The organism is Mesorhizobium sp., from assembly GCF_004962245.1.
In the GTDB taxonomy this organism is placed as follows: domain Bacteria; phylum Pseudomonadota; class Alphaproteobacteria; order Rhizobiales; family Rhizobiaceae; genus Mesorhizobium.
In genome coordinates this window covers 122,599-149,008 of record NZ_SUHQ01000017.1, presented here as the reverse complement: position 1 = coordinate 149,008, position 26,410 = coordinate 122,599, and the positions used below count along the sequence as shown (strand labels likewise).

The window sequence follows — 26,410 nt, the reverse complement described above, 5'->3', positions numbered from 1 at the left end:
CCCCAGCCCAATTGGCCCGAGGACGGACAAGCTACGAGGCCTCTTTCTGCGCCTCACCGCAAACTGAAACGTTGCGAGAGCGTTCCAGAATAGGCGCTCGCTTTGATCAATCAACTTGAAGGGGGACATCAACGCCTTGATTCTGAGCGGTCGCGGTAAAGCGTTTGAATTGCCGCGACATTTTGATCGATATGGAATCTGGTCTTTGCGAACTGGCGCGCGTTCCGTCCCATTTCGAGCCGCGTATTGCGCCGGCAGAGTTTTTCAATCGCTTCGAGAAGACCGCAGGAAGAGGACATTTCGAAGCTCAAGCCGGTTCTACCTTCTTCAATTACCTCAAGCAAATTCGGCAAGCGTGTGACCAAGCCGGGGCGTCCTGCCGACGCTCCTTCAAAAATGCACCGAGCACTGTGACTTGTCAGAAAGGGCGCAATGACGACGTCACTGGCTGCGAGAACGGGAATGATGTCATCTATGAATGGCATGGCGCTGCACCGACGGCTTGCGTTTATCGCCTCTAATGCTGCTTTTCCATAAGCTCCTTCGTTTTTTCCAAAGCCTGCAAACACAAATCGAGCGCGGTCGGGAAGGTCTGCATCGAGCGCGTTGACCGCATTTACGAAAGGCAGAATGCCATTCGACTCCGCAATTCGTGACAATGAGAGGAATACGACATCGCCATCCACCCATCCAAATTTCTGCCTCAATTCAGCAACGCCTTGATCTGGCGCACGGAAGAGACTGCTGTCAACGCTGTTATAGACAACCGATCCCGGAGTGGCGGTAGCGCCAATGCTATCCAGACCGGCTTTGTCGATACCAACGAAATAATCAACATGCTTCTTATTTAGATTGCGCAGAATGTTACCCCACCTGTTTTGCAGGATCGGCTCCCGGACATGGGCGATAACGGGGATCGAGGGATCGGCGTCATGCGCGCCCTTAGCGGCAGCCACCATGCAGGTGGAGTTCAAGTGAACAATGTCCGGCCGTATATCACGGACAAGCTTCCTGGCACATCTGACGAGAAGCGGAAAAGACAGTATCGCGTGTATCTTCGACTTCACGTCCCTGCAGGGCGCGACTGTCGATCCATGGAAAGGTCGAATGTCCTGTTCCTCGATTATCTCGGCCCCGGCAGCCTCGAATAACTGGCGGACCCCCGAATTCCCGGGGCGACGCGGCATTGCCACTATTGGAGAGAATTCTTTGCGATCCAGCGATTTTATCAACAATGCCAAACTCTTCGGCGCACCTCCCAGTGCGGTCGCATGATGGAAATACAATATCTTCTTCACCATCTATGACCAGCCACAATGCCTCGGTCCGGGTTGTGAGATCGGGCATCAGACATATTCATGCCACACCTCGCTTGCAGCGGTATTTGACGTGCATGCGCCGACAGGTCAAAGAGTCGCACGGATTTTCCGTACAAAATCGGCCCGCCAGCCGCCAACGATTTCGCCCAACCGCACGGCCCCATCGGATCGAGCAGCCTTGTCGGATCGATTGGCCGCTGCGGCTGCAATATGGGCGGCAGCGTCGCGAGTATCACCGTAAGTTAGACACACCGGTGCAACTGCATCTTCCTGCGCATAATTCTCGAGATATGCGCCCTTGCGGATAATCGGGCGTGTGCCCAGTTGCACGCTTCGTCCGAATATGCCGGATGCCTGGTCGTAGTCCGGCCCGTAGCAGCACCAGGCGAGATCGCAGACTTTGTACAGGCTCAGAAGTTCGTCGTCCGACACGAACCGGTCGACCACCATTCCGCCGGCAGCAATCAGGCGCGCGCAGTCGTCGTTACAGGCTGGGTCGACGCGCCCGACAGCCGCCACAAAAACATCTTTCGCGAGATCTGGGTGGTCGGAAAGAATGTCAGCCAGGAATTCAAAGCCCTTCGACTTTCTCACGCTGCCGAGGAAGCACAAAATGGCGCGCCCGCCGGCTGCGGCCAGCACGTCGCGTGACAATTGGCTGGTTTGGGTAAGCGCCGCGCCGTCATGCATGTCCCACATCTGAGGGTCGTGTACCCACCCGTGCGCGATCTGGGCAAATCGACGATCAAATTTGAACGGCAAAATCGTAAAGAGCGACAGGTGAGGCAAACGCCGCAAGCACCGGAAAGCCCATCTCTTGAGGCGGTAAACGAGCCTTCCGCTCTCGAAGCATTTGGACGGCCTTAGAAAAAGCCCAACCGTCCGCCGCCCAAACAGCGACCTTGCCAGCGCAACTGCTATAAAACCAGCGTAATCATCGTCTATGGTGGCAAACAGGAGGTGGCGGGCCTTAACGAGGTCAAGCCACAGTCGCGGCCCAACGCGGCCCGTTACCGCCTCGAGGCCAAACAGGCCGGCAAAGAGATCCTGATAGAACTGGCGGTGGCCGCCGGGGGCAGACACGTGAACGTAGCTGCGCTTGACCTTTGGGCCGACCTTCGAGGCATGGCTTACCGGAACCACTATTCAGCTTGCTCCATGCCGGCTTTGCTTGGCGCAGTGCCGGCACTGTTGATGCCGAAAAATTGCCCCAGCTTGCGCGCCGGCTTAGCAACCAGCGCGTAGTCGACAGGACCTGATCCAAGCCAACGGCGTCTAGACCGCAGCGCTTCCAGATTATGCCCGATGTGGGAACGCAAGCTCCTTGTGCTTGCGCCTCCCACCATCATGTCGACCAGAACCTGATCCATCGTCGCAATCCTAAAGCCATGAAGCTCGACGGCCCGCAGCATCCAGTCGTAGTCGGAGGAGACTTTGAGCGTCAGATCGAACGACCCAACCTTCTCGGCAACGCCGCGCCGAACATAGAAGGTCGGGTGAGCGGGCATCCACCCCGAACGAAACCCATTTTGAGGTCTGGGTTCTGCCCGCCAGCGACGAACCACCCGCTTGCTCTCGTGGTTGTCCACAAAGTCAAGATGACCGTGGACAATGTCGGCATCAGCGAGCGCCATGCTGATCTTGCCCAGCACGGACCGGTCGTGAAACGCGTCGTCCGCATTGAGAGCCCCGATTGCATCGCCGCAGCAAAGCGCAAGCCCTTTATTCAGGGCGTCATACATGCCTCTGTCCGGCTCGCTGACGATCTGCAGTCGTTTATCGGCATAGGAGCGAACAATCGAGAGCGTTTCGTCGGTCGAGGCTCCATCGACCACGACCAGTTCCTTGTCACCATGGTCCTGGGCAAAAAAACTGTCGAGCGTATGCCTGATCGTTGCCGCCGAATTCCAGCAGACCGTTAGAACGGAGATCTTCATATTCACGGGACTTTTCGCAGCTACTGAGCCGCCTTGCGACCGTGCTCTTCGTCAAGCCGGCGATGCTCGTATTCGCGTTCCACGACCTTGAGGTCGGACTGGACCATCTCGCGCACCATCTCGTCAAGTGATGTCGTTGCCTTCCAGCCAAGCGCACGTTCGGCCTTCGAGGGATCGCCGATCAGCAGGTCGACTTCGGTCGGGCGGAAGTAGCGTGGATCAACCTCCACCAATATCCTGCCGGTCTTCGTGTCGATGCCCTTTTCGTCGACCCCGGAGCCGTTCCATTGAATGCGAACCCCCACTTCGGCGAAGGCGAGTTCCACAAATTTTCGAACGGAATTTTTCACCCCTGTCGCCAGAACATAATCGTCAGGGACGTCCTGCTGGAGAATTCTCCACATGCCCTCGACATAGTCGCGCGCATGCCCCCAATCGCGCTCAGCGGACAGATTGCCGAGATAGAGCTTGTCCTGAAGGCCAAGGCTGATGGCGGCAGCGGCTCGGGTGATCTTGCGCGTGACAAATGTTTCACCACGCAGCGGGCTTTCATGGTTGAACAGGATTCCGTTGGAAGCGTGAATGCCATAGGCTTCGCGATAGTTTACTGTGATCCAGTATCCATAGATCTTTGCCGCTGCATAAGGCGACCGAGGGTAAAAAGGCGTCGTTTCCTTTTGCGGGATCTCCTGCACCTTGCCGTAGAGCTCGGACGTCGAAGCCTGGTAAAAACGCGTCTTCTTTGTGAGGCCAAGCAACCGGATGGCTTCAAGTAGACGCAATGTGCCTATCGCGTCGGCATTAGCCGTATATTCCGCAGTCTCGAAACTCACCTGAACGTGTGATTGCGCAGCGAGATTGTAGATCTCATCCGGCTGCACTTCCTGAATGATGCGGATCAGGTTTGTTGCATCGGTCATATCGCCATAGTGCAGCGAGAAGTTCACGCTGCTTTCATGCGGGTCCTGGTAGAGATGATCGATACGTCCCGTATTGAATGAAGACGATCGCCGTTTGATACCATGGACTGCATATCCCTTGGCAAGCAGAAGATCGGCAAGATAGGCACCATCCTGGCCAGTGATGCCGGTAATCAATGCGGTTTTTCGGCTCATTTCATTCCCTTCGGCAGCTTTATAAACACAACCATAGCGTTACCCAGTCAGTCGATGCCGCATTCGACGAATGGAACAGACCAAATTCAGCTTGGTTACTATCGAGATCCAAACCCGTTTAACACCGTTTTCAGTGTCCTTAGCACAATGATAATATCAAGCCATGGCGAGAAATTTTTGATGTAGTAGAAATCGTAATGCAGTTTTTCGATCTCGTCGTCGTCGTCCGATACATACCCTTGATTTACCTGAGCCCACCCCGTAATTCCGGGGCGGACGATGTTTCGATAGCGATAGAATGGCAACGCCACGGAATAGTGAGAAGACAACACTGTCGCTTCGGGCCGCGGCCCAATCCAGCTCATCTCCGAACGGACGATGTTTATCAACTGCGGCAGTTCGTCAATTCTGCTTCTTCGAAGAAAGCGACCGAGCCGGGTTACCCTGCTATCACCCGGCTTCGTGACGGCAAGACTGCGAACGTTTGCCACCTCAGGTGCGCTGACGGTCATCGTTCGGAACTTGTAGACCGTAAACGATCTTCCGCCGTATCCGAGGCGTTCCTGGCGAAATATAGCGGGACCAGGGGATTCCAGCCTTATCATCAGGGCGATCAAGACCAAGAACGGCGCCAACATTATCAGAGCCAGGACTGCACTGACCCAATCGATCGCCTGCTTGATTTTGATGTACGCCTGATTCGGATTGAGCGAACCCAACGTGTTTTCGGACAAATGCTCGATTTCGACGCGACCCGTCAGCGACTCACTGATCTGCTTGACGTGATAGACGGGAACGCCTGCAAGAGCCTGATCGGCTATGTAGCGCTCCCAATCATCAGATAGTTCGGCACGAAGGTCGGCAACGACGCCGCTTACGCGGTCAACAACAGTGTCTGGGGACCCGAGCCAATGCCAATTCACGCCGCTAATCTCTTCAAGACGATTGACAGCCCCGCCAGGAACCACGGCGAGACTGTACGGATCCAGACGCCTGCTCAGGATACTCAAACCGAAATACCAGAGAATTGACAATGTTAAACTACTGGCGGCTTGGTAGCCGCTGTAGTCAATTCTAAGCAAGAAAATCGTGAAATACGCAATTCCATAAGAAATTGCAAATGTTGGCAAAATGTAACCGGCAGCCGCAACGCCTGGGAAATTTCCTATTCTGCGAAATGAAAAGAAGCCTCCAGTATGCGCTACAAATGCTGCAAAAATCGTTATCTGCAAATTTGAGTAATAAATAAACGAAGGATCAGCTGCAATTCGGACAAGCGCAGGCGCCAAAATCGCAAAAGACAGTCCGCCAAGAAGTTGAAATCTAATTCGGTGCAGAAGATGCCGCTGAGTTTGCGGCTTTATGATGGGAGCGTTCAATTCCAAGCACTCTCTGGCAGATCGCTAATCAACTCGACTATTCTCAATTTTTGGTTCGATAATTCTTAAAATCCGACTACAAGGATTTCAATCAAAATTCATCGACCGGCCAGATCGACATGCCGGGCCGGGGCAGCGGCCTTCAATTGACCCATCTGTTTCGCCGGGTCGACCAAATGCGTAGTCCTCCAACAATGGCTACCGCACTCCCGGGTGAAACCCGAGAGCGAACCTTCCAACAGCTTGCACCGCACGACCGGGCGTCAATTGCGGCTATGCGATCGCGACGAGTTCCCTCGAATCCAGGTCAACAGGGATTTCGCCGTTCATGATCGCCACCAGAACCCGGGCCCTTCCCGCTGGATCGAGTCGGTCAAGGCGACCGATCATCTCCGCGAAAGGACCTGAAAGAATCCGAACCGATGCGCCTGCAGTAAGGCCTCCCCTGAAATCAAGGAGGCCGTCCCCGCCAGTCAGGGCTATGAAGCGCTCAACCAACCCTGAGGGGACCGGCAATGGCCGCTCGCCCTGCATGATGAGCGAGCGCACGCCGAACGTTCCATTGACCGAGCGCCACCGCTGCAGCGCGACGTCGAGGGCGATGAACATGTAACCTGGAAAATATGCAGCCGGTCGCGTCTCGATGCGCCGGGCATGACGTGTAGTCTTCTCGCAGCGAGGCACAAACGGGTCAAACCCCTGCATCCGGAGATGCCGTTCGGCGACGTCTTCTTTTCCCGGAAAGACGCTGGCGGCGTACCAGCGCACTGCGGCGCCGGCGGCGGGCTGTTGTGATATTATATTAGCCTTTGGAATTGTCTCTTCCGAGCGAATCACGCGTCTTCCTCTGGTGGTTCTCGGCATGTTGCGGCAACGGTTACGACAGGATGAGGACACCAGCAAGCAACTATCTCGCGAGAATAGAGACGATTCGCCGAAAAAATTTCTGCTATTGTCTAACAATTTTAGCTGCGCCTAAAAAATCATCGAGCCGCTTTCTTTTTAAGCTATCCAAGCAACGGTATCCCGCAAATAGCGCCGATGCGTAGCTGCTTGGTTACGCTGGCTCGCGACGAATCGCTGGCTGGTCTGCTCCTTAATCCGCCGACTTGACCATAGTGTGACGGTATCGTTAGCAAAGTATTGCGAAGCAGATGCTGGCCAAATTTTGTTTCTGCCCAGCCTCTCATTGTTCATCGTCGTCAGGCCGTCGCTGAAAGGATCATTCCCACGCACCACATCCCTGCGGATGCGTAAATCCGATCAGGGCTGAGTCCGATCCATCGAGCGGAGTTCAGGGGCGTTTGAGCAGCGACCAGACAGCCGGTACAAGGCTCGCTGCCAGGGCGACCTTGATAAGGTCACCAACGATGAAAGGAACGACGCCGAACTGCCACGATTTTTCCGGGCCGATGAGCAGCGCCAGCCAGGCAAAGCCCAACGCCATCATGACGATTTCAGCGACCAGAATCGCATTGAAGAGCTTGATCGGATAGCGATCCCAGCCGCGATCGGCCGCCCAACCGACGATCGCCGCCATGACCACGAAGCCGGCAAGATAACCGCCGGTCGAGCCGAGCATGTAGGCGATGCCGATGCCCTTTTCCGGTGTGCTCTGGAAGACCGGAAAGCCCATGGCGCCCTCCGCCATGTAAAGAAGCAGCGTCGCGACGCCGAGGCGCATGCCGAACGTTGCGGCGATTAGAAAGACGGCTAAGGTCTGCATCGAGATGTCGACCGGTCCGAGCACGACTTTCGTCTTGGCCGACAAGGTCAGCACCAGCGTTCCGACGATCGCAAGCAAAAGCTGCGTTGCCAGGCGAGCCGCGCCCTTTTCAGGCAAAGCGAGAGAAACAAGCGGACGCATCGTCGTTGCAATTGCCATGGTCTTCCTCATTCCGGACTGCCGCAAATCGCGGCCTTGCGTTTTCCTATATTGGCTTCCGTGCTATGCGGCAATCGATTTTGCCCTTCCCCAAACAGAGCTCTACGATACTGGCCATGGCGCTGAAATTCGACACAAGCTTCGACCCGTCCTACGGCCGGGGCGTAACCGTCGCGCCCGACGTGCTTCGGGTCACCGCCCCAAACCCCAGCCCGTTCACCTTTCACGGCACCAACAGCTACATCGTCGGGCGCAAGATGCTGGCGGTGATCGATCCGGGGCCGGATGACGACGCGCATCTCAAGACATTGCTCGAAGTGATCGCAGACAGGCCGGTCAGCCACATTTTCGTCAGCCACACGCATCGTGACCATTCTCCGCTGGCAGCCCGGCTGAAGCAGCGCACCGGTGCCATTGTCCTGGCCGAAGGCCCGCATCGCCCGGCGAGGCCGCTGCGCATCGGCGAGGTCAATCCGCTCGATGCCAGCGCCGACACCGCCTTTAATCCGGATGTCGCGCTTGCCGACGATACGGTGGTCAAGGGCGACGGCTGGGCGGTCAGAACGGTGCTGACGCCGGGTCATGCCGCCAATCACGCGGCCTTTGCGCTGGAAGGGACCGGCGTCCTGTTCTCGGCCGATCATGTCATGGCTTGGGCGACCTCCATCGTTGCGCCGCCCGATGGCGCCATGGCCGACTACATGATCTCACTGGATCGGCTGATCGAGCGCGGCGACCACCTGCTGCTGCCCGGCCATGGTGGGCCGGTGACCGCGCCGCGCAGCTTCATGCGCGGATTGAAGAGCCATCGCAAAATGCGTGAACGCGCGATCCTAGAGCGGATCAGAAGCGGCGACCGGACGATCAAGGACATGGTCAAGGCGATCTACAGGGATACCGACCCGCGTCTCCATGGCGCTGCCGGCCTGTCCGTGCTTGCCCATCTGGAGGACCTGGTGGCGCGCGGTCAGGTGAGCACCGACGGCGACCCTGCCATCGACGGCATTTTCACGCCCGTCCCGTAGGCGCTACTCGGCCGGGGCCGTGCCCACCTGGCCGGCGACTTCCTGATCCAGTTCGGCGAGGAAATCCACGATACGAGCCGCATTGTCGCCAAGGTCGTAGCGGCCGTAACGGGAGGCCGAACGCATGTCGACGATGATCGCATCGCCATCTTCGGCCACGCGGATGGCGACATCTGCTGGAAGGCCAAGGATGAAGCTCTTGGCCAAGGCGCCGATCGTCACCTCGTTTTGCCCGTTCGCATCGGGAAACGGCGCCGTGAGCTGCCAATCCCGCGGATCGAGCACGGTTTCGACCGCTTCCAGGACACGATCGAAAGGCAGATTGTAGCTGCGTCCGGTGACCAGCGGATAGGTCTCAGTCTGCAGGCGCTGTTCGCCCGGGGTCGGTGGCGAAAGCGCGTTCATATCCCCGGTCCGAGTGCTGGTATCGAGCATCGGCGGATCCTCGAGATCCGTCGAGATGTCCCTAAGCGGCGGATAGGTCGCTGCCCGGTAGGCAGCAACGCCATAGGGAACAAGCACCAGAAGTGCGAGCAACGTGCCGACGGTGAGATCGCGACCGCCGCGGTCGCCGAAATTCCACAGTCTCGAAAAGGCAAGGCCAGCGAATAGCAGCGCAACGGCGGCAAGCAGCGCGACAATGCCGAGCACCCAAAGGAACGCCGGCGTCTCGACAAGGTCATATCGATGGCCGACGAGAACGGTCAGAAGCAGGACCGCCGAAAAGGCGCCTGTTCGCCGCGACCAGCCGGCCGCCCTCGACGTCTGTCGCTGGGTAATTTCCATTATTTTCCGGACTGCTCCAACCCGAACGAACGTTTAGAGCTTCTTGGCGGTGGCTTGAAGGCGAAAGGCACCATCTCCGTCAATCCGTCGGAAGGCGATAGTCCCTGAACTGCTGGCGCAAGGTGATCTTCTGGATTTTGCCGGTCGCGGTGTGGGGGATTTCGGCGACGAAGACGACGTCGTCGGGCATCCACCACTTTGCCACCTTTCCGCTCATGAAAGCGAGGATATCCGTCCTGCTCGGCTCCCGGCCCGGCTTTCGGACGACAACAAGCAAAGGCCGTTCGCCCCATTTTGCATGTTGGATGCCAATCGCCGCCGCCTCCGCCACATCCGGATGACCGACGGCGAGATTCTCGAGCTCGATGGTCGAAATCCATTCGCCGCCGGATTTGATAACATCCTTGGCGCGGTCGGTGATCTGCATATAGCCGCCCGGGTCGATGTGGGCGACATCACCGGTATCGAACCAGCCTTCTTCGTCGAACTGTTCGGATCCGACGCCGCCATAGTAGGCGCGCGCGACTGCCGGTCCGCGGACTTTCAAGCGCCCGAACGTCTTGCCGTCCCAAGGCAGCGGGTTGTTGTCGTCGTCCGTCACCTTCATTTCGACGCCGAAGGGTGGATAGCCCTGCTTACTCTGGACATCGAGCCGGGCTTCGCCCTCCAGCCCGGCATAGTCCGGCTTCATCGTACACAGCGTGCCGAGCGGAGACATTTCGGTCATGCCCCAGGCATGGATGACCTCAACATCGTAGTTGTCCTGGAACTTTCTCGTGATCGCACGCGGGCAGGATGAGCCGCCGATGACGACCTTGTTCAGATAGGGGAGTTTCTTGCCGGTCTCCTCCAGATGCTGGAGCAGCATCAACCACACTGTCGGCACGGCGGCACTGAACGTCACCTTTTCGGTGTCGAGCAACTCGTAGATCGAGGCACCGTCCATCCTGCAGCCAGGCATGACCAGCTTGGCGCCGATCATTGGCGCGCTCTGGCCAAGGCCCCAGGCATTGGCGTGGAACATCGGCACGACCGGCAGTATGGTATCGCGCGACGACAGGCCCATCGCGTCGGGCATCGCAGCGATCATCGCGTGCAGCACGTTGGAACGGTGGCTGTAGAGGACGCCTTTCGGATCGCCTGTCGTGCCCGAGGTGTAGCACATGCCTGCGGCGGTGTTTTCATCGAACGTCTTCCAGACGAAGCCGCCGCCGGCTTCGTCAAGCCATTCCTCATAGGCAACGACGTTCGGCAGCGCCGTTTGCGGCATGTGCGCCTTGTCGGTCAGCACGATCACCTTTCTTAGCGACGTGACCGCGCTGGCGATCTTTTCAAGCAGCGGCATGAATGTCAGATCGACGAAAATCGCCTTGTCTTCGGCATTGTTCATGATCCACACGATCTGCTCGGGAAAGAGGCGCGGATTGAGCGTGTGGTAGATCGCACCGACCCCCATGATGCCGTACCAGGCTTCGATGTGGCGCGCCGTATTCCAGGCCAATGTGGCGATGCGGTCGCCAAGCCCAAAGCCATCACGCTCGAGTCGCTCGGCGACCTGCAAGGCGCGGCGATGAATTTCGGCGTAAGTGGTTCGGACGATCGGACCCTCGATCGAGCGCGACACGATCTCGCGCGCACCGTGCTGCCTGGCTGCGTTGTCAATGAGCTTGTGGCAAAGCAGCGGCCATTCCTGCATCAGTCCGAGCATTTTGTTCCTCCCATTGGTTTTTCATTCCATTGTGGGACGAACCAGCGGATTGTCCAGCCATGACAGGGCCGAAGCGGCGCATTGATCGAAAAGACAGGGAAACCCGCCACAATCCGGCCATCGTCGGCGTTAACCTTCATTAACGGGCAGGGGTGCGATTGGCGAATGAAAGAGGTTCGCATGGACGCGCAGCTTGACGACAAGGCTCTCGAGAATACGCTTGCCGAAAGTCTGGCCGATTTGGTGCCGGACGCCATAACCATTACCGAAGACGAATTCGTCGAAGTTGTCGGCGGCGCCCTTGAGGCGGTCGGCGGCACGCTGCTGTTCAAGATGTGCGTTCAGAACGAAGGCGAGGGCCAGCACGTTGCCGCGGCATGCGTCGGCGATGGCGGCAACCGCCAGTTCCTGCTTCTTACCTTGCCGACCGGCGGTGGTGCGCTCAAGGTCGAAACCGCGTCGAGAAGCACCAATCCGGTCGCCGGAATTGCCGCCGCCTACGCCGGGCTGATGGACGCGTTTCAGGCTGCCGCCTGATCGGTCATCGGCCGGGCCGGTTTAACGAGAAACCTGGCAACGCCAAAGGCGATGGTTTTTGTGCCTCGCATTCGACGGCGGCCTTGCACAACGCACGTGCACGACACACCTTAAAGCGTCGCGTCTGAAGGGATTGATGCGACGCTTGCATGTCGTTATCCCAAAACCGCTGAACACTTTCGGGCAACATGCATTAGGTCGTTGCAAGGAGAACCCGTCATGGACCAGATCGCCAAGCCGTCGCCCGGCTTTCAACGCAACCCGGGTAAAGTGATTACGGTCGAGCCTTACATTGGAACTGTGACCGTACGCGCCGGCGACGCGCTCATTGCCTTGTCCACCAGGGCCAAGGTGTTGACCGAGTCCCCCTATCCTTCAGTCTTCTACATCCCGTTCGAAGACATCAATTTCGACCAGCTTCGCAAGACGGACCTGTCGACCCATTGCCCCTACAAGGGCGATGCGAGCTATTGGAGCGTGCTGCGTGCCGCGGAGGCAGGCAAGGAGGCGATGTGGGCGTATGAGCAACCTTTCGACGAGATGATCGAAATCTGCGACCACGGCGCGTTCTATCCCAACAAGGTAACGATTGAAGCCACCCCAGACTGAGCACAGGCGGCTCGATCCCTGTCCTGTGCCGCCAGTGCCGGCGTCGTCGGACTTGTCGAGGAGCAAGAAGGTAAGGCCGGTCGTCGCCTTCGCAAGCCGCATCGTCCGATCGGACGGTATCATAACGAGCCTCGGATTTTTCATCATCGTCCTACGCGACTTCGGCAAAGTGGACCGCGTCCTTCGCTATAATGGTCCTGTCGCGGAGTGAGATGCTGAGACGATTGGAGAGAAAGACATGAGGAGAAGCAATTTCGCCCTGCGGCTTCAGCTTTCGCTTCTCGATGAGGCGCGCAAGGTGGCGGAGAACGAAGGCGTGCCGCTCAACCAGTTCATCAACGTGGCAGTCGCCGAGAAGCTTTCGGCGCTGCGCACGGAAAGCTACTTTCAGGAACGCGCTGCCCGTGCCGGCATCCCCAAGGCGCTGGGCCTGCTGATGCGGGCCGGCAAAGGGAAGGCGCCGATCAAGGGCGATGAATTGCCGGAGTAATGTCCCCTGAGGAGTGGAGCGGTCTCGCTCGTACCGAAAGCCTTGCCTGCGTCCAAAGCGGCCGCCGGGCCGAAAACTTCCGGTCAAGACTGGCGCGGCACGCGCCGCCGCGAAACGGCTCTGACCTTGACGGGCTGGCTTCGGTCCGATTTCGTCTCGACAAGCAGGCAGTTCCCTCGCCGGACATGATCTCCTCTTCTCTATCGGGAAGAGTTTCGACGAGGCTTGCCGGACGCTGCTTCCGCCTCGGAATCGGGCGAACCCGCTCGAAGGTCGGTGAATACCCGAAACCAGAATCGGAACTCCTGTGTCCGCCCGTCGCAATGCGCCGTGAAGGCGCACCAAGCGATTGCGGTCGCGGCTGTCTTTCCCCACAGAGCTGTCGCTGCCTCTGCAGCTTCAGGCACGGTCCACTTCTCCAGGGCGGCGTCGCGGTTGAAGGCGTCCAGCAGATCGGGACCGCTCGCCGCCGGATGGTGAGATGCCGCACCAGAGTCCGGTGCCGCCAACTCACTGGCGATTGCAGGGTGGCGGGAGACAGACGCTTCGCCGCTAGTCGAGGGTTCTTCCGCTGAAACCGGACGTTGGGTTGGATGGTTCTTCATATCTCGCCTCCTTCTTCGTCTGTCAGGCACGAAAACAGCAGCCGGCCCGCCGCGGGCGGAGTTTGGGACGCTGCTCGCTTTGAAAGAACTGTTGAGGCATCATCTGCTGGGCCATGCGCACCAGATCGCTGAGCGCCGAGCGGATTTGCGGCCAGGGGAACTCGCAGCATTCCTCCCAGGCCTCGCCTTCGCGCAACACGGCATCGAGCTTGCCCGCCACACCGGCGAGAGTTGTGGCGGGGATCGTTGAGAACGCTTCCAGCAGATCCTGTGCCCTATCGCCAGCCTCGCGCTCGGCCCTAAGCGCTCCGGAGTAACCGGTCTCCTCAGCAGCCGCATCCCAGCGTGCCTGATGCGCCGCGAATTCGGCTTCGGCCGTCTCCCGGAGAGCCGCCATATCCGGCCCTTTGCCGAGCACGTCATTGAGCGCCTCGATCGAGTGGACCGTCACCTCCTCACCCTTGGGCATGCGGACGGTCACACAAGGAAAGCCGACGCTTAAGGCAAGCCTCGTCGCGAGGCGCTGCTGCCTGCGGCAATGCCGGTCGGTCAGCCCGCGGGCTGTCTCCCATTCCCGCCAAAGCACCAGCGCTGGGTCGGGAGACATACACGTTGCAGCTGCGTTGCTGGCAAATGCGCTTTTTTCAAGCACCAAGGCGGTGGATGTAATCATCCCTCCCGCAAGCACTCGCCTGCGAGTGACGTAAGGCAGAGTCGTGGTATTGTCGGAATCAGCCATTGATCCGAGCTCCAATCAGCTTGGGTTGTGGTCAGGCTGGCTGGAGTGTTGGCGCACTCTAGTCGGCCGTCATGCATGCAATGCAAGTGCAATGCACGTGCATACCTATGCGCCATTCGAAACCAAATATCAAGCCATAGAGCGAAAATGACAAAAAAGCCGTTCACCACCCGCCTCGATCCCCCGGTGTTGGCGTTAGCGCAACAGCTTGCTGAAACAGAACGGCGCTCGATCACCTCCATCATAGAACTCGCATTGATCGAATACGCGGAACGGCGCGGGATCAAGGTAAGCGCGAAGGAAGGAAAATAAAGTCAGGGCGAACTGGGCGGACGCCGCCAAGGTATCACCGGCCACCTTCGTTAGTTTTGAGCGAGGCCCGGCTCCGAACAATATGGTGGCGATCCGCCAAGCATTAGGGGCTGCTGGTGTGGAGATCACCCCCAGAGAGTGGCGGCGGGCCTGGCGTGCGGCTTGTTCGGCGACCTGACCTTCCCGACCCACGGTCCTCCACACCGACATCGGGCTCTCATGATGCCAAAGTCTTCCCAACTTGCACCGCCGCCTGCGCGGCAGCCAGCCTGGCGATCGGAACCCGATAGGGTGAGCACGACACATAGTCGAGGCCGACCTCCTCGCAGAAATGGATCGATGCCGGGTCACCGCCATGTTCGCCGCAAATGCCGAGCTTGATATCCGGCCGGGTTGCCCTGCCCTTTTCGGTTGCCATCCGCACCAACTCGCCGACACCCTCGATGTCGAGCGACACGAAGGGATCCTGCTCGATAATGCCCTTCTGACGATAGGTCTCAAGGAACGAGGCCGCATCGTCGCGTGAGATGCCAAAGGTGGTCTGGGTCAGATCATTGGTGCCGAACGAGAAGAATTCGGCCGCCTCGGCGATGACATGGGCGCGGATCGCGGCGCGCGGCAATTCGATCATCGTGCCGGTAAGATAATCGATCTTGACGCCGGTTTCCTCCATCACGCTCTTGGCGACGGCATCGATGCGCGCCTTGACGTAATCGAGCTCCTTCACCAGACCGACCAGCGGCACCATGATTTCCGGAACCACAAGCGCGCCGGCCTTTCTGCCGGCTTCGACAGCTGCCTCGAAAATGGCGCGCGCCTGCATCTCGGCGATCTCGGGATAGGAAACCGCAAGCCGGCAGCCGCGATGGCCAAGCATCGGGTTGAACTCGTGCAGGGCTTCGGTGCGCTGCCTCAGCTTGTCGGGCGACACGTTCATGGCGGCGGCGACTTCGGCCACCTCCTCCTCGGTCTTGGGCAGGAATTCGTGCAGCGGCGGATCGAGCAAGCGGATCGTCACCGGCAGGCCGGCCATGATCTCGAACAGTTCGAGGAAATCCGAGCGCTGCATGGGCAAGAGCTTGGCCAGCGCCGTTCGCCGGCCCTTTTCCGTGTCGGCCAGGATCATCTCGCGCATGGCCACGATACGGTCGCCCTCGAAGAACATGTGTTCGGTGCGGCACAGCCCGATGCCCTCGGCGCCGAAGGAACGCGCCATGCGAGCGTCAAGCGGCGTTTCGGCATTGGTGCGCACCTTCATGCGGCGCACGGCATCGGCCCATTCCATGATGGCTGCGAAATCGCCCGAGAGCTCAGGCTGCAGCATCGGTACGGCACCTTTCAGCACCTGGCCGTTGCCGCCGTCGATGGTGATGATATCGCCCTTGCGGAATGTCGATCCCATCGCCATCAGCGTGCCGGCTTTGTAGTCGACGCGCAGCGAGCCCGCGCCCGACACGCAAGGCTTGCCCATGCCCCGCGCCACCACTGCGGCGTGGCTGGTCATGCCGCCGCGCGTGGTCAGGATACCTTCTGCCGCATGCATGCCGTGGATGTCTTCGGGACTGGTCTCGATGCGCACGAGGATCGCCTTGCGGCCTTGTGTCTTGAGCTCCTCGGCGTCGTTGGAGGAAAAGACGATCTCGCCGGTGGCAGCACCCGGAGAGGCCGGCAGACCGACGCCGATCACATCGCGCGCCGCCTTCGGGTCGATGGTCGGATGCAGCAACTGGTCGAGCGAGGCCGGATCGATGCGGGCGACGGCCTCCTCCTTCGAAATGAGCTTATCCTTTGCCATATCGACGGCGATCCTGAGCGCGGCCTTGGCGGTACGCTTGCCGGACCTCGTCTGCAGCATCCACAATTTGCCGCGCTCGATGGTGAATTCGAGATCCTGCATATCGCGGTAGTGCTTCTCCAGACGATCGGAAATGGTGACGAAAGACTGGAAGGCTTCCGGCATCAGCTTCTGCAGCGACGGCTTGTCGGAACCGGCGGCAATGCGCGCTGCCTCGGTGATGTTTTGCGGTGTGCGGATGCCGGCGACGACATCCTCGCCCTGCGCATTCACCAGGAACTCGCCATAGAGCATCTTTTCGCCGGTCGACGGATTGCGGGTGAAAGCGACGCCGGTGGCCGAAGTCTCGCCCATATTGCCGAAGACCATGGCCTGGACGTTGACCGCCGTGCCCCAGCTTTCGGGAATGTCGTGCAGGCGTCGGTAGGTGATGGCGCGGTTGTTCATCCAGCTTGAAAACACGGCGCCGATCGCGCCCCAGAGCTGCTCGTTCGGATCCTGCGGAAACGGCTTGCCGAGTTCCTCCTCGACCTTGGCCTTGTAGAGTGCGATCACGCCCTGCCATTCGATGGCGGTCAGTTCGGTGTCGAGTTCACGGCCGAGCCCGCCCTTCTGGTCTTCGAGGATTTCCTCGAACACCTCATGGTCGAGGCCCATGACGACATCGGAATACATCTGGATGAAACGCCGGTAGCTGTCATAGGCAAAGCGCGCATCGCCCGAATCGGCGGCCAGTGCCTCGACCGTCTCGTCGTTCAGGCCGAGATTGAGCACGGTGTCCATCATGCCGGGCATGGACGCACGGGCACCCGAACGCACCGACACCAAAAGCAATTTCGAGGGATCGCCGAAACGGCGCCCGGTCAGACGGCCGATATGATCGAGGGCGACCGCGACATCCGCTTCCAGCGAGGCCGGATAGCAGCGCTCATTGGCGTAGTAGGCATTGCAGACCTCGGTGGTGATGGTGAAGCCCGGCGGCACGGGCAGGCCCAGGCTGCACATTTCGGCCAGATTGGCGCCCTTGCCGCCCAGAAGGTTCCGATCGCCGGCACGGCCTTCCGCAGCGCCGTCGCCAAAGGTGTAGACCCATTTGGTCATGCTTGCTCTCCGGTTGCAGGAGATTGAAAAGATTGACGAAGCCGAAGCTTCGCCGTGTCCTATCCGAGCGATATGATGCTGCAGTGCGAAAGGCAAGGCGTCGGCAAGGCCAGCCGGCTTCTACAATCGATTAAGAAAAAGCGATGCCAAAAAGACTTGCGGTTCGATGGCTGCCGACGTAGAACATAACAGGAACGAAAAGTAGCGCCATGAGACTGACCGGAAAACTCGATTATCTGGAAATGCCGGCAACCGGTGGAACGCTGGATAGGCTGAAGGCTTTCTACAGCGCCGCCTTTTCATGGTCGTTCACCGACTACGGACCGACCTATTCTGCCTTTTCGGAAGGTGTTGACGGAGGCTTCCAGGCCGATGCCGGCGAAGCGCCCGCCAAGCCGCTTCCCGTGCTTTATTCCGGGGATCTGGAAGAAACCCTGGACGCCGTCGAAAATTCCGGCGGCACGATCGTCAAGCCGATCTTCTCATTCCCCGGTGGCAGGCGGTTTCATTTCGTCGACCCGGCCGGTAATGAAATGGCCGTCTGGGTGAATAACGACACAGTTCCGCATCCAGGACGATGATTGCGGACCGAAACGCTGGCCGGCGGATCAGCCTTGCATAGTCGCAATTCTCGGCATTGAGCTTTCCGTCGGCTCGTCCTATAAGGCCGCGCGCAGCGGACATGTTCCCGCTATTGGGGCGTAGCCAAGTGGTAAGGCATCGGTTTTTGGTACCGACAATCCCAGGTTCGAATCCTGGCGCCCCAGCCAAGCGACAAAGGTCCGTTCCGGACACATAGGTTACATTTTATACCGGAGACATAGTGGACTGCACCCCTCGGGGGACCCTGGCGCAATCGCGTTAGGCCGGCTTCATATTCATCCGGCGAGAGATAGTCGAGCGCTGAATGCAGGCGCTGTTTGTTGTAGACCCGCTCGATGAATTCGCCGATCCCCTTCCTGGCATCGATGATATCGCGATAGGCTCGACCATCGACCTCTTCCTCCTTCAGCGTTCGCATGAAGCGCTCAGCCTTGCCCCGATGCGATGCGCTGCAAGTCGTGCAGCGTATTCAGCGCAGGCGCCTTGCACGCCACGGTCGCTGTGGTGGATGACGCTGCCCGATGGAGGCCGGCTGCTCGGCATCGCTGGTACGGCGCAGGACATCATCCAGGTGCGGGCGGATGAGGACGCCCGAAGTCCGTCAGTTTGACATGACTGCGCTCCCGGCTGAAGAGGCGCCCCCAGGCTCGGCCTCCAGCCTCTGGATGGCGCGGGTCTACGCGACTGCGCGACGTGACATTGCGCCGCCGCCTTATGAAAGTTCAAGGTTTTCGCATGCGGCGAGAAACTATCGAACCTCATGCATTTCCACTTGGGTGTCCTCCCGATGCTCGTCATTCATCGAGTCGATGAATTCTTGGCAATTGCTGCATCCCCCGAACGACTCTATCCTAGTTGAGCAGCCGGAGCACAGAAGCTCTCGGTTCGGTTCAGTTGATCCGAACCGGAATGGACCGGCCAATCGCGTGCGACAGGGTCTCGCGTCCAACCTCCATCACAGGTGCGGTCCGGCACATCCCGCCTTGGTTCCATGGCAGGAAAGGAGCGCGAACGATGCCGGATGTGTGGGCGACCGTTACTGACCTCGATTCATCCATGCAGGAGCGCCTTGCGGGCGTGCTGGAGGCGCGAGGCGCCGACCCGCAGCAGCAGGCGATGCGGCGCGCTTTTCTTTCCGGGATCGATTTTCCGGAGGGCGCGCATGTCGTGGACGTCGGCTGCGGGACCGGCGTGCTGACACGGATGCTCGCGCGATGGCCGAATGTTGACACGGTGGTGGGTGTCGATCCGGCGGCATCTCTGATCCGAAAAGCGCAAGTATTGGCATCCGACCTTGCCAATGTGACGTTCAACGAAGCCGACGGACGGTCGCTCCCCTTCGGCGGTGAGGCATTCGACGTCGCCATCTTCGATTCAACCCTCTCGCATGTGCCGGGACCGGAACGTGCCCTTGCCGAAGCTCATCGCATACTTCGCCCGGCTGGCTGGCTCGCCGTGTTCGACGGCGACTACGCAACCGCGACGGCGGCGCTCGGGGATCACGATCCGTTGCAGACCTGCGTGACCGCGATGATGGCCAGTTCGGTGAACGACCGCTGGCTGATACGCCGGCTCTGCGCGCTCGTTCGGGATTCAGGTTTCGAACTTGTTAGTTTTCGCAGTCACGGTTTCTCGGAAACGACAGGGGGCGCCTACATGCTGTCCGTTGTCGACAGAGGCGCCGACATTCTGTGCGCCTCCGGTTCTATTGGGGAAGAGACCGCTGCGGCGTTGAAGGCGGAGGCGCGCCACAGGGTGAATGCTGGGACGTTTTTCGGCCACATTGCCTACACCAGCCTGATCGCCCGCAAGCCTGCCGCGCTGGCCTAGAGGAGGCGACGATGAACCTGCCCAGCTATGCAATGAACCAGACTAGTTTTCCTCAGATGTACGAGCGGTGGCTCGCAGGACCGCTGTTCCGGCCCTGGGCCGAAATGACGGTCGAAGAAGTGGGGCTTGGCCCGCGCGATCGCGTTCTCGACATCGCCTGCGGAACGGGAATACTTGCGCGCGTCGCAAGGGAGCGGATCGGCGATGCTGGGCATGTTGTCGGCATCGACATCAGTCCCGACATGCTTGCGGTTGCACGCGCTGTCGCGCCAGGCATCGAATGGCGCGAAGGCAATGCCAGCGCCTTGCCACTCAAGGACGGCGAGCAGTTCGATGTCGTCGCCTGTCAGCAGGGACTGCAGTTCTTTCCCGATAAGCCAGCGGCCGCGGCGCAGATGCGTCGAGCATTGGCGAAGGACGGAAGGCTGGCTGTGGCCACGTGGCGATCGGACGAGGAGATTCCGTTCTTTCGAGAGCTTCGCCGTGTGGCAGAACGGCGTCTGGGCGCCATCTCGGATCAGCGTTACGGCTTCGGAGATGCTGCCCGCCTTGAGACGCTGCTTCGGGACGCGGGGTTCAACGAGGTCCGGTCAAAGGTTCTGTCGTGCACCATACGGTTTGAGGATGGCTCGAGCTTTTTGCGATTGAACACGATGGCGCTCGTTGGCATGAGCGCCGCCGGCAAGGCAATGAGCGATCAGGAACGCAAGGACTCTGTTGAGGCGATCGTCAGCGATAGCGCGTCGGTACAGCAATCCTACACGGACGGATCGGCGCTGGCCTTCGAACTCCGGACCAATCTTGCGATGGCTATAGGCTAGAGAGTGGACACGATGATAGCCCTTCTAACAGGCCCCGGCCATGTTCCCAAACGGCTGTGGGGAGGCGATCACACGTCATGGCTTCGCCAGCCGGCTCGCGGTGCATATCGATACGGCTCAGCGTTCAGCTCGCTTGCGGTCCACTAACTGGTGACGCCGCCAACTGCCGACGGCCGGATCGCTCTGGCAGCCTAATCTGCTGCTCGACGTAGTTCGGGTGATTTGACCTGTGCAGCCTCGCCCGAAACAACGTCTCGCTAAGCGACGACCTCGAGGCAGCGCCGGGCAACAGCACTGATCAACCGGTACCCAGGCTCGCCTACTAGAGGCCGGCGAGCCAATGGATCATGTTTGCCATCAGCCTGCCGTAGAGCGGCCAGCCGAGAAAATCCTGCGAGAGCCAGTGCGGCCCGATATCGGTCGCCCACGCAATTGTGCGGCCGCGGCCATGGTTGCGAACGGCAAGAAGTGGCCAGTCCGTGTCGCGATGGTGGCAGGTCGCTAGAAGTTGGGACGAACCGTCCCGCCTGAAATCCAGCTTGTTCATGCCAAGAATGGGCGGCAACTGGCCCTCGACGCCGGCGAAGATCGGATGCGAAGACTGCAGGATGGACGCCTGCAGCCCCTGCGGCACCTCCATACCGTCACAGAATGGCAGGCAGCGGACGGGCAGCACATCTTCGACGGGGGTGTCGTGAAACCGCGCCGTTCCGAACATGCCTTGAAAGCCCATATAGCCACCGGCCAGCATCAGCCCGCCGCCACCTTCGACATAGGCCTTGAGCACGTCGAGGCGGTTGACGCCGACACGCCCGGCGCGGGCATCCGGGGTGACCAGCAATGTCAGCGCGCCGACATCGGAGATCACCACCGCCTGATACTGAGCGAGCGCATCGAGGTCATAGGGGAACTCCGCCGCGCAGCGCTCGCCGCCGATCTGCGTGACGGCGATGCCTTCTATGGCTAGCGCTGCGTTGAAGGCCGTCGCACCATTTGTCGAGGTCGCACTTGTTAGCACATCTCCGCCGACGGCGACCGAGGTCGTCGCAGGGAAGGTTTCGCCTGCAAGCAACATCTTCATTGCTGCCCCGCACTGTTTCATTCGAGAGAATTTAGGAGGGCGCCGGATAGATCGGCACCCCCCGGCGGCTTGATCTCTGCAGGATCAGAATTTGAACTCGGCCAGATTGTCGGGGGTCACGATTTTCGCCGGTCCAAGAATCAATTCGCCGCCGGCTCCGATCGTGTATTCGCCGAGCCTGCCAGCTTTGAATTTCTCACCCTCATTGCCGGTGATCTTGCACTGCGCAAGAGCCTGGGCCGTCTGATAGGTAAGATAGCCAAGATCAGTGACGTTCCACCAGATATCCTGAGCCGCCCCGTCCTTGATGTATTTCGAGATCAAAGTAGCCGGCGCGAGGCCGGTCAGCTTGACCTTGTCGATCATGCCCGCCTCCTCCAGTGCCCGCGCGGCAGCCGGAAGGCCAATGCCTGCCGGGACGATCATCACTTTGAGGTTCGGAAAGGCCTGGACCAGCGCCAACGCCTGTTGCTGGTTGATTTGTTCGCTTTCTTCGCCATAGGCCACCTGCACCAGCTTCATTTTGGAAAACTTCGGTTCAGCAGCCATCTTCGCCTTCATGAAGTCGATCCAGGCGTTCTGGTTGGTCGCCGTCGGAGTCGACGACAGGATTGCGAATTCGCCTTCACCGCCGCTGAGGTCGAATGCACTTTCCAGCATCATTTCGGCGAGACTGTCGCCTTTAACCTGATTGACAAACACCGCGCGGGCATCGGCGGCCACATCGGAGTCATAGGAAATCACCCTGACGCCCTGCTGAACGGCGCGCTTCAGCGCAGGCGCGACGGCATTGGCGTCGTTGCCGGCAATTGCGATGACCCCAACCTTTTGCGACACGAGGCTGTTGATGAATTCGATCTGCGCCTCGGCGGTCGCCTGCGATGGGGCGACCTGGGTAGCGGTGCCGCCAATTTCCTTCGCTGCCTCTTGTGCGCCACCAAAGGCCACCTTGAAGTAGGGGTCCGTGTCGAGCTTGGGCAGGAAACCGACCGTTACGGGTTCCTTGGCGCACTCCTGGCTGAAGGCCAGAGAGGTTGGCGCGAGCAGAACCGCGGATGCGAGCAGGGCTGATCTAAACGCTTTCATTGTGACTCCTCCGTCAAAATTCGGGCTTGAATGAAGGGGCCCGAGATCACCCCTTTGTCTCGCGCATTGCGCGGGATCTGCTGAGCAGCTCTTGGGCGGAGCGCCAGTAATTGCCGACGATCAGAGAGCCGATAAGGAGCATGCCGATGATCATGCCCTGTGCGTCGCCGCCGATCTGGTTGAGCGCCAGCACGTTGCGGATGATGGCGATAAGGACCAGTGCCAACATGACGCCGGTCAGGCGCCCCTTGCCGCCAAAGACGCTGACGCCACCGAGCAGCACGATGGTGATGACGTCGAGCTCCATGCCAAGCGCGTTGTTGGCACGCGCGTTGGAGAGGCGCGCGGTATAGACGATGCCGGCGATGGCGGCGACGATGCCCGAGACGACGAACAGGTTCAGGACAATCCGAAGCGTGTTGATACCGGAATAGCGCGCCACTTCGGGGCTGCCGCCGAGCGCATAGATGCGCTTGCCGGTTGGCGTCTTCTGGAGCACGACCGCAAACACCGGCGCCAGCACTAGGAAGGGCACGATGGTCCACGGTATCTCGGTGCCCGGCAGGTTGTTGATGCCGAAGTCGACGACCGCAGGCGGCAGGATGTTGACCGAACCCGTGCCGAGCAGGATGTAGCCAATACCGCGATAGAGCGCCATGGTGCCGAGCGTCACCACCAGCGACTGCAACCCAAGGCCCGAGACCAGATAGCCGTTGAACGTGCCGAGCAGGCCACCGGCGACGAGCGTCAGCGCGATTGCCGCCAGCGTCGGCACCCCGGCCTGGACGAGCAGGCCAAAGACGACGGACGTCAGTGCCAACATCGAGGCGATCGACAGGTCGATTTCGCGGGTGATGATGAGCAGCGTCATCGGCAGGATCAGCAACGCCTTTTCCGAGGCGCTCGCAGCCAGTTGCGAGAGATTGAAGCTTGAGACGAAATTTGGCACGAAGATCGCCGCGTAGAGGAAGATGGCTAGGCAAGCGGTCGCCAGCAGCAGATCCCAGAAGTCGATGGAACGGAGGAACTTCTTCATCTCGCCCTCGCCTGTCTTGCCTGCTCCGCGCGCCGCACGATGAAGGTGTCGATGCCGATGGCGACCAGGATCACCAGACCGTAGACGCCCTGTAGCCACAGCGGGTCGACGCGCACCAGCGTCAGCCCGTTCTTTATGACCAGCAACGTGAGCGCTCCCAGGATGATGCCGAGCAGCGTGCCCGAACCACCGCGGATGGCGACGCCGCCAACCACCGCCGATGCGATCACGGTGAGTTCGAAGCCGAGCGCGACACGGGCGTCGATGGTCGCATAGCGGGATGCCCACAGCGCACCGCACAGGCCGCCGAGCAGGCCGGCCATGCCAAAGGCCAGGAGGATGCGCCTGTCAACGGGAATGCCGATAAGACGCGCGCCGTCCGGATTGGAGCCGGTGGCGAACAGTTCGCGCCCGATGGCCGTGCGATAGAGCAGCACGTAGCCCAAGCACAGGATGACGACCGCGATGACGACGATCAGCGGCACGCCGGCGATCTTCAGGCCGGTCATGTCAAGCCATGCTTGGGTTACTTCGTCGGCGCTGATCTGGTCGCCGGCTGCCCAGATCGAGTTGAATCCGCGATAGATCGACATCGAGGCCAGCGTAACGACGATCGCTGGGATTCTTCCCCTGGTGACGACAAGGCCATTGAGCAAACCGGCGACCCCGCCGACCGCGCAGGCGGTCGCGAGGCCGATACCGATATCGACCCCCGGATAGGCCTGAACCATGCTGGCCGCCATATAGGCTGAAAGGCCGATCACCGCGGCGATCGAAAGGTCGATGTTGCGAGTGATCAGCACCAGCATCTGTGCGAGTGCTGCGACGACGAGCAGGGCGGCATCCATCGACACGGCGGTCAGGTTGGCCGCGCTCACCATGCGAGGGTTGATGATGGTGACCGGGATGGCGACCGCCAACATCGCGGCGAGCAGGCCGAACTCCCGCCGCTTCAGTAGGTCGAGCAATCCTCTTCTCTTCTCCTCGCGGGCGGCGCGCTCCTCCTGTGCTGCTGGGTTGGCGCGCTCGTCGGCCTTCGTGGCTGCTTCCAGCACCGTTTCCTGGGTGGCTTCGCCCCTGGCAAATTCGGCCGTCCGGTGGCCTTCGCGCAGGACGATGATGCGGTCGCACATACCGATGAGCTCGGGCATTTCGGAGGAGATCAGGATGATAGCCATGCCCTGCGCGGCAAGGTCGGCGATCATCGCATGCACTTCCGCCTTGGTGCCGACATCAATGCCTTGCGTGGGCTCGTCGAGGATGAGGACGCGCGGCTCGGTGCGCAGCCATTTGGCCAACACCACCTTCTGCTGGTTGCCGCCGGACAGTTCCTTCACCGGCTGCCTGTAGCCGGAGAAGCGAAGCTTCATGCGCTTCAGCCAGTCCGAAACCAGATCGATCGCGCGGTCCGAGCCATAGAGGCCAGAACGAGCTGCCTTGTCGACGACGGGCAGCACCGCGTTGTCGAGGATAGAAAAATCCATCACCAGGCTCTGGCCCATCCGGTCTTCCGAGACATAGGCGATGCGCGCATCCATGGCGTCGCGCGCCGATGCGAAGCGGACAGGTTCGCCATCGATCAGGATTTCGCCGGCATCCGGCTGGTCGATACCGAACAGCACGCGAGCGATCTCGGTTCGGCCGCTGCCGACCAGGCCGCCTAACCCGAGCACCTCTCCGGCGTGGAGCTTGAGGTCGATGTTGGAAAAACCCCCGGCGTGAGAAAGCCCCCTCGCCTCCAGCACCATCGCGCCGGTGGCGTGGTTCCGTTCCGGATAGAGGTCGGCCACTTCGCGACCGACCATCATGCCGATGGCGGCTGCGCGGCCAAGCTCGGCCTTCGGCTTGACGCCAATGAGGCGCCCGTCGCGCAACACCGCGATGCGGTCGGCGATGCGGAAGATCTCGTTCATGCGGTGGCCGACGAACATCATCGCTACGCCATGCAGCCGCAGATCGGCGACGACGGTGAACAGCCGCTCGACCTCGCGCTGCGACAAGGCGGCCGTGGGCTCGTCCATGATCAGCACCCGCGCGTCGAGCGACAGGGCGCGGGCGATCTCGACCAGTTGCTGTTCGGAGGTGCGCAACGTTGCCAGCCGCGTTTCGGCCGGCACGTCGAGGCCGACCGTCGCCAGCACCTTGTGCGCGCCGGCAAGCATGGCGGCGTTGTCGGTGCCGCCGAAGCGGTCGCGGGGCATGTGACCTAGATAGATATTTTCCGCGACCGAAAGATCGGGGAACAGGCCGGGATGCTGGTGCATAACCGCAATGCCGGCGGCCTGGGCGTCGTGCGGCGTGTGGAAGACCACGGGCTTGCCGTCGACCTCGACATGTCCGCCGGTAGGGGCATACACGCCGGCCAGCAACTTCACGCAGGTGCTCTTGCCGGCCCCGTTTTCGCCAAGCAGCGCCAGCACCTCGCCAGAGCGCAATTCGAAGGACGCATCCTTGAGGGCAATCGTGCCGCCGAAGGCCTTTGTCACCTGAACCAGGGCAACCGGCGCAGCCCCGTCCCTTTTCACCGCAACATCGGCTTCGCCGTATGCGCCCAAGTGCAGCACCTCACCTCCCAGGCTTTGCTTCTTTTTTCAATTTGCTATATTAAATC

Annotated in this window: 23 protein-coding genes, 1 tRNA gene and 1 pseudogene; 9 read left to right on the top strand and 16 right to left on the bottom strand. The window is 60.2% G+C overall.

From position 1 onward, the window contains the following. Nucleotides 1–128 precede the first annotated feature (128 nt). The 7 genes from E5X88_RS19460 to E5X88_RS19430 form a co-directional block, all read right to left on the bottom strand. Entirely contained in the window at nucleotides 129–1,301 is a 1,173-nt protein-coding gene (locus tag E5X88_RS19460) for a glycosyltransferase family 4 protein (RefSeq protein ID WP_292164094.1), read from the bottom strand. A gap of 105 nt (nucleotides 1,302–1,406) precedes the next feature. Next, nucleotides 1,407–2,462, bottom strand: coding sequence for a hypothetical protein (locus E5X88_RS19455; protein ID WP_292164090.1), 1,056 nt, complete (start codon nucleotides 2,460–2,462; stop codon nucleotides 1,407–1,409). Further along, complete coding sequence (locus E5X88_RS19450) at nucleotides 2,462–3,256, bottom strand: glycosyltransferase family 2 protein (RefSeq protein WP_292164117.1); 795 nt, start codon at nucleotides 3,254–3,256, stop codon at nucleotides 2,462–2,464. The genes E5X88_RS19455 and E5X88_RS19450 overlap by 1 nt, the downstream gene beginning before the upstream one ends. Before the next feature lie 20 nt (nucleotides 3,257–3,276). Then, nucleotides 3,277–4,371, bottom strand: a complete 1,095-nt coding sequence (gene gmd / locus E5X88_RS19445) for a GDP-mannose 4,6-dehydratase (RefSeq protein ID WP_292164087.1) — start codon at nucleotides 4,369–4,371, stop codon at nucleotides 3,277–3,279. A 98-nt stretch (nucleotides 4,372–4,469) separates the two neighbouring features. Beyond that, nucleotides 4,470–5,750 carry a sugar transferase gene (locus E5X88_RS19440; RefSeq protein WP_292164084.1) on the bottom strand — a complete coding sequence of 427 codons (1,281 nt, stop codon included), beginning with the start codon at nucleotides 5,748–5,750 and terminating at the stop codon, nucleotides 4,470–4,472. Between the two features lie 273 nt (nucleotides 5,751–6,023). Then, nucleotides 6,024–6,587, bottom strand: coding sequence for a transcription termination/antitermination NusG family protein (locus tag E5X88_RS19435; RefSeq protein ID WP_292164081.1), 564 nt, complete (start codon nucleotides 6,585–6,587; stop codon nucleotides 6,024–6,026). 457 nt (nucleotides 6,588–7,044) lie between these two features. Continuing rightward, on the bottom strand, nucleotides 7,045–7,635 hold the full coding sequence (locus tag E5X88_RS19430; RefSeq protein ID WP_292164078.1) for a biotin transporter BioY: 591 nt from the start codon (nucleotides 7,633–7,635) through the stop codon (nucleotides 7,045–7,047). A 116-nt stretch (nucleotides 7,636–7,751) separates the two neighbouring features. Between E5X88_RS19430 and E5X88_RS19425 the strand changes: the two genes are divergently transcribed. Continuing rightward, entirely contained in the window at nucleotides 7,752–8,660 is a 909-nt protein-coding gene (locus E5X88_RS19425) for an MBL fold metallo-hydrolase (RefSeq protein ID WP_292164077.1), read from the top strand. A gap of 3 nt (nucleotides 8,661–8,663) precedes the next feature. Here the strand turns inward: E5X88_RS19425 and E5X88_RS19420 are convergent, their stop codons facing one another. Next, nucleotides 8,664–9,446, bottom strand: a complete 783-nt coding sequence (locus E5X88_RS19420) for a DUF1499 domain-containing protein (protein ID WP_292164075.1) — start codon at nucleotides 9,444–9,446, stop codon at nucleotides 8,664–8,666. A gap of 79 nt (nucleotides 9,447–9,525) precedes the next feature. Then, nucleotides 9,526–11,154 (bottom strand): fatty-acid--CoA ligase, encoded by a 1,629-nt coding sequence (locus E5X88_RS19415; RefSeq protein ID WP_292164074.1) that lies wholly within the window; start codon nucleotides 11,152–11,154, stop codon nucleotides 9,526–9,528. Between the two features lie 180 nt (nucleotides 11,155–11,334). Between E5X88_RS19415 and E5X88_RS19410 the strand changes: the two genes are divergently transcribed. The 3 genes from E5X88_RS19410 to E5X88_RS19400 all read left to right on the top strand — a co-directional run bounded on the left by E5X88_RS19410 (nucleotide 11,335) and on the right by E5X88_RS19400 (nucleotide 12,790). Further along, complete coding sequence (locus E5X88_RS19410; RefSeq protein ID WP_126039780.1) at nucleotides 11,335–11,691, top strand: hypothetical protein; 357 nt, start codon at nucleotides 11,335–11,337, stop codon at nucleotides 11,689–11,691. A 219-nt stretch (nucleotides 11,692–11,910) separates the two neighbouring features. Further along, complete coding sequence (locus E5X88_RS19405; protein WP_292164068.1) at nucleotides 11,911–12,300, top strand: DUF427 domain-containing protein; 390 nt, start codon at nucleotides 11,911–11,913, stop codon at nucleotides 12,298–12,300. Between the two features lie 238 nt (nucleotides 12,301–12,538). Then, complete coding sequence (locus tag E5X88_RS19400) at nucleotides 12,539–12,790, top strand: toxin-antitoxin system HicB family antitoxin (RefSeq protein WP_292164066.1); 252 nt, start codon at nucleotides 12,539–12,541, stop codon at nucleotides 12,788–12,790. A 627-nt stretch (nucleotides 12,791–13,417) separates the two neighbouring features. On the opposite strand, the gene E5X88_RS19395 is transcribed toward E5X88_RS19400, so the two are convergent. After that, complete coding sequence (locus E5X88_RS19395; RefSeq protein WP_292164064.1) at nucleotides 13,418–14,134, bottom strand: hypothetical protein; 717 nt, start codon at nucleotides 14,132–14,134, stop codon at nucleotides 13,418–13,420. A gap of 147 nt (nucleotides 14,135–14,281) precedes the next feature. Here E5X88_RS19395 and E5X88_RS19390 point away from each other — a divergent pair, with 147 nt between their 5' ends. Then, on the top strand, nucleotides 14,282–14,446 hold the full coding sequence (locus E5X88_RS19390; RefSeq protein ID WP_292164062.1) for a hypothetical protein: 165 nt from the start codon (nucleotides 14,282–14,284) through the stop codon (nucleotides 14,444–14,446). 217 nt (nucleotides 14,447–14,663) lie between these two features. Here E5X88_RS19390 and ppdK read toward each other — a convergent pair whose 3' ends face one another. Next, the gene (gene ppdK, locus E5X88_RS19385) at nucleotides 14,664–17,342 is read right to left on the bottom strand and encodes a pyruvate, phosphate dikinase (protein WP_292164059.1); all 2,679 of its coding nucleotides are present in this window, start codon (nucleotides 17,340–17,342) and stop codon (nucleotides 14,664–14,666) included. A 209-nt stretch (nucleotides 17,343–17,551) separates the two neighbouring features. Here ppdK and E5X88_RS19380 point away from each other — a divergent pair, with 209 nt between their 5' ends. Together E5X88_RS19380 and E5X88_RS19375 are read left to right on the top strand one after the other, a co-directional pair. After that, nucleotides 17,552–17,923 (top strand): VOC family protein, encoded by a 372-nt coding sequence (locus E5X88_RS19380; protein ID WP_292164056.1) that lies wholly within the window; start codon nucleotides 17,552–17,554, stop codon nucleotides 17,921–17,923. Between the two features lie 114 nt (nucleotides 17,924–18,037). After that, nucleotides 18,038–18,112 (top strand) — tRNA-Gln (locus E5X88_RS19375). Nucleotides 18,113–18,273: 161 nt separating this feature from the next. Here E5X88_RS19375 and E5X88_RS33655 read toward each other — a convergent pair. Beyond that, nucleotides 18,274–18,363 (bottom strand): annotated as a pseudogene (locus tag E5X88_RS33655) (hypothetical protein); the annotation flags it as partial. Nucleotides 18,364–18,959: 596 nt separating this feature from the next. Here E5X88_RS33655 and E5X88_RS19365 point away from each other — a divergent pair. Then, the gene (locus tag E5X88_RS19365; RefSeq protein ID WP_292164051.1) at nucleotides 18,960–19,775 is read left to right on the top strand and encodes a methyltransferase domain-containing protein; all 816 of its coding nucleotides are present in this window, start codon (nucleotides 18,960–18,962) and stop codon (nucleotides 19,773–19,775) included. Between the two features lie 11 nt (nucleotides 19,776–19,786). Then, nucleotides 19,787–20,596, top strand: coding sequence for a methyltransferase domain-containing protein (locus E5X88_RS19360; protein ID WP_292164049.1), 810 nt, complete (start codon nucleotides 19,787–19,789; stop codon nucleotides 20,594–20,596). A 322-nt stretch (nucleotides 20,597–20,918) separates the two neighbouring features. On the opposite strand, the gene E5X88_RS19355 is transcribed toward E5X88_RS19360, so the two are convergent. The 4 genes from E5X88_RS19355 to E5X88_RS19340 form a co-directional block, all read right to left on the bottom strand. Further along, a complete protein-coding gene (locus E5X88_RS19355; protein ID WP_292164047.1) occupies nucleotides 20,919–21,677 on the bottom strand; it encodes a glutamine amidotransferase in 759 nt (252 codons plus the stop codon). Between the two features lie 84 nt (nucleotides 21,678–21,761). Continuing rightward, nucleotides 21,762–22,763 carry a rhamnose ABC transporter substrate-binding protein gene (locus E5X88_RS19350; RefSeq protein ID WP_292164046.1) on the bottom strand — a complete coding sequence of 334 codons (1,002 nt, stop codon included), beginning with the start codon at nucleotides 22,761–22,763 and terminating at the stop codon, nucleotides 21,762–21,764. Nucleotides 22,764–22,809: 46 nt separating this feature from the next. Then, nucleotides 22,810–23,799, bottom strand: coding sequence for an ABC transporter permease (locus tag E5X88_RS19345; RefSeq protein WP_292164045.1), 990 nt, complete (start codon nucleotides 23,797–23,799; stop codon nucleotides 22,810–22,812). Then, on the bottom strand, nucleotides 23,796–26,363 hold the full coding sequence (locus E5X88_RS19340; RefSeq protein ID WP_292164044.1) for an ATP-binding cassette domain-containing protein: 2,568 nt from the start codon (nucleotides 26,361–26,363) through the stop codon (nucleotides 23,796–23,798). The genes E5X88_RS19345 and E5X88_RS19340 overlap by 4 nt, the downstream gene beginning before the upstream one ends. Nucleotides 26,364–26,410 lie beyond the last annotated feature (47 nt).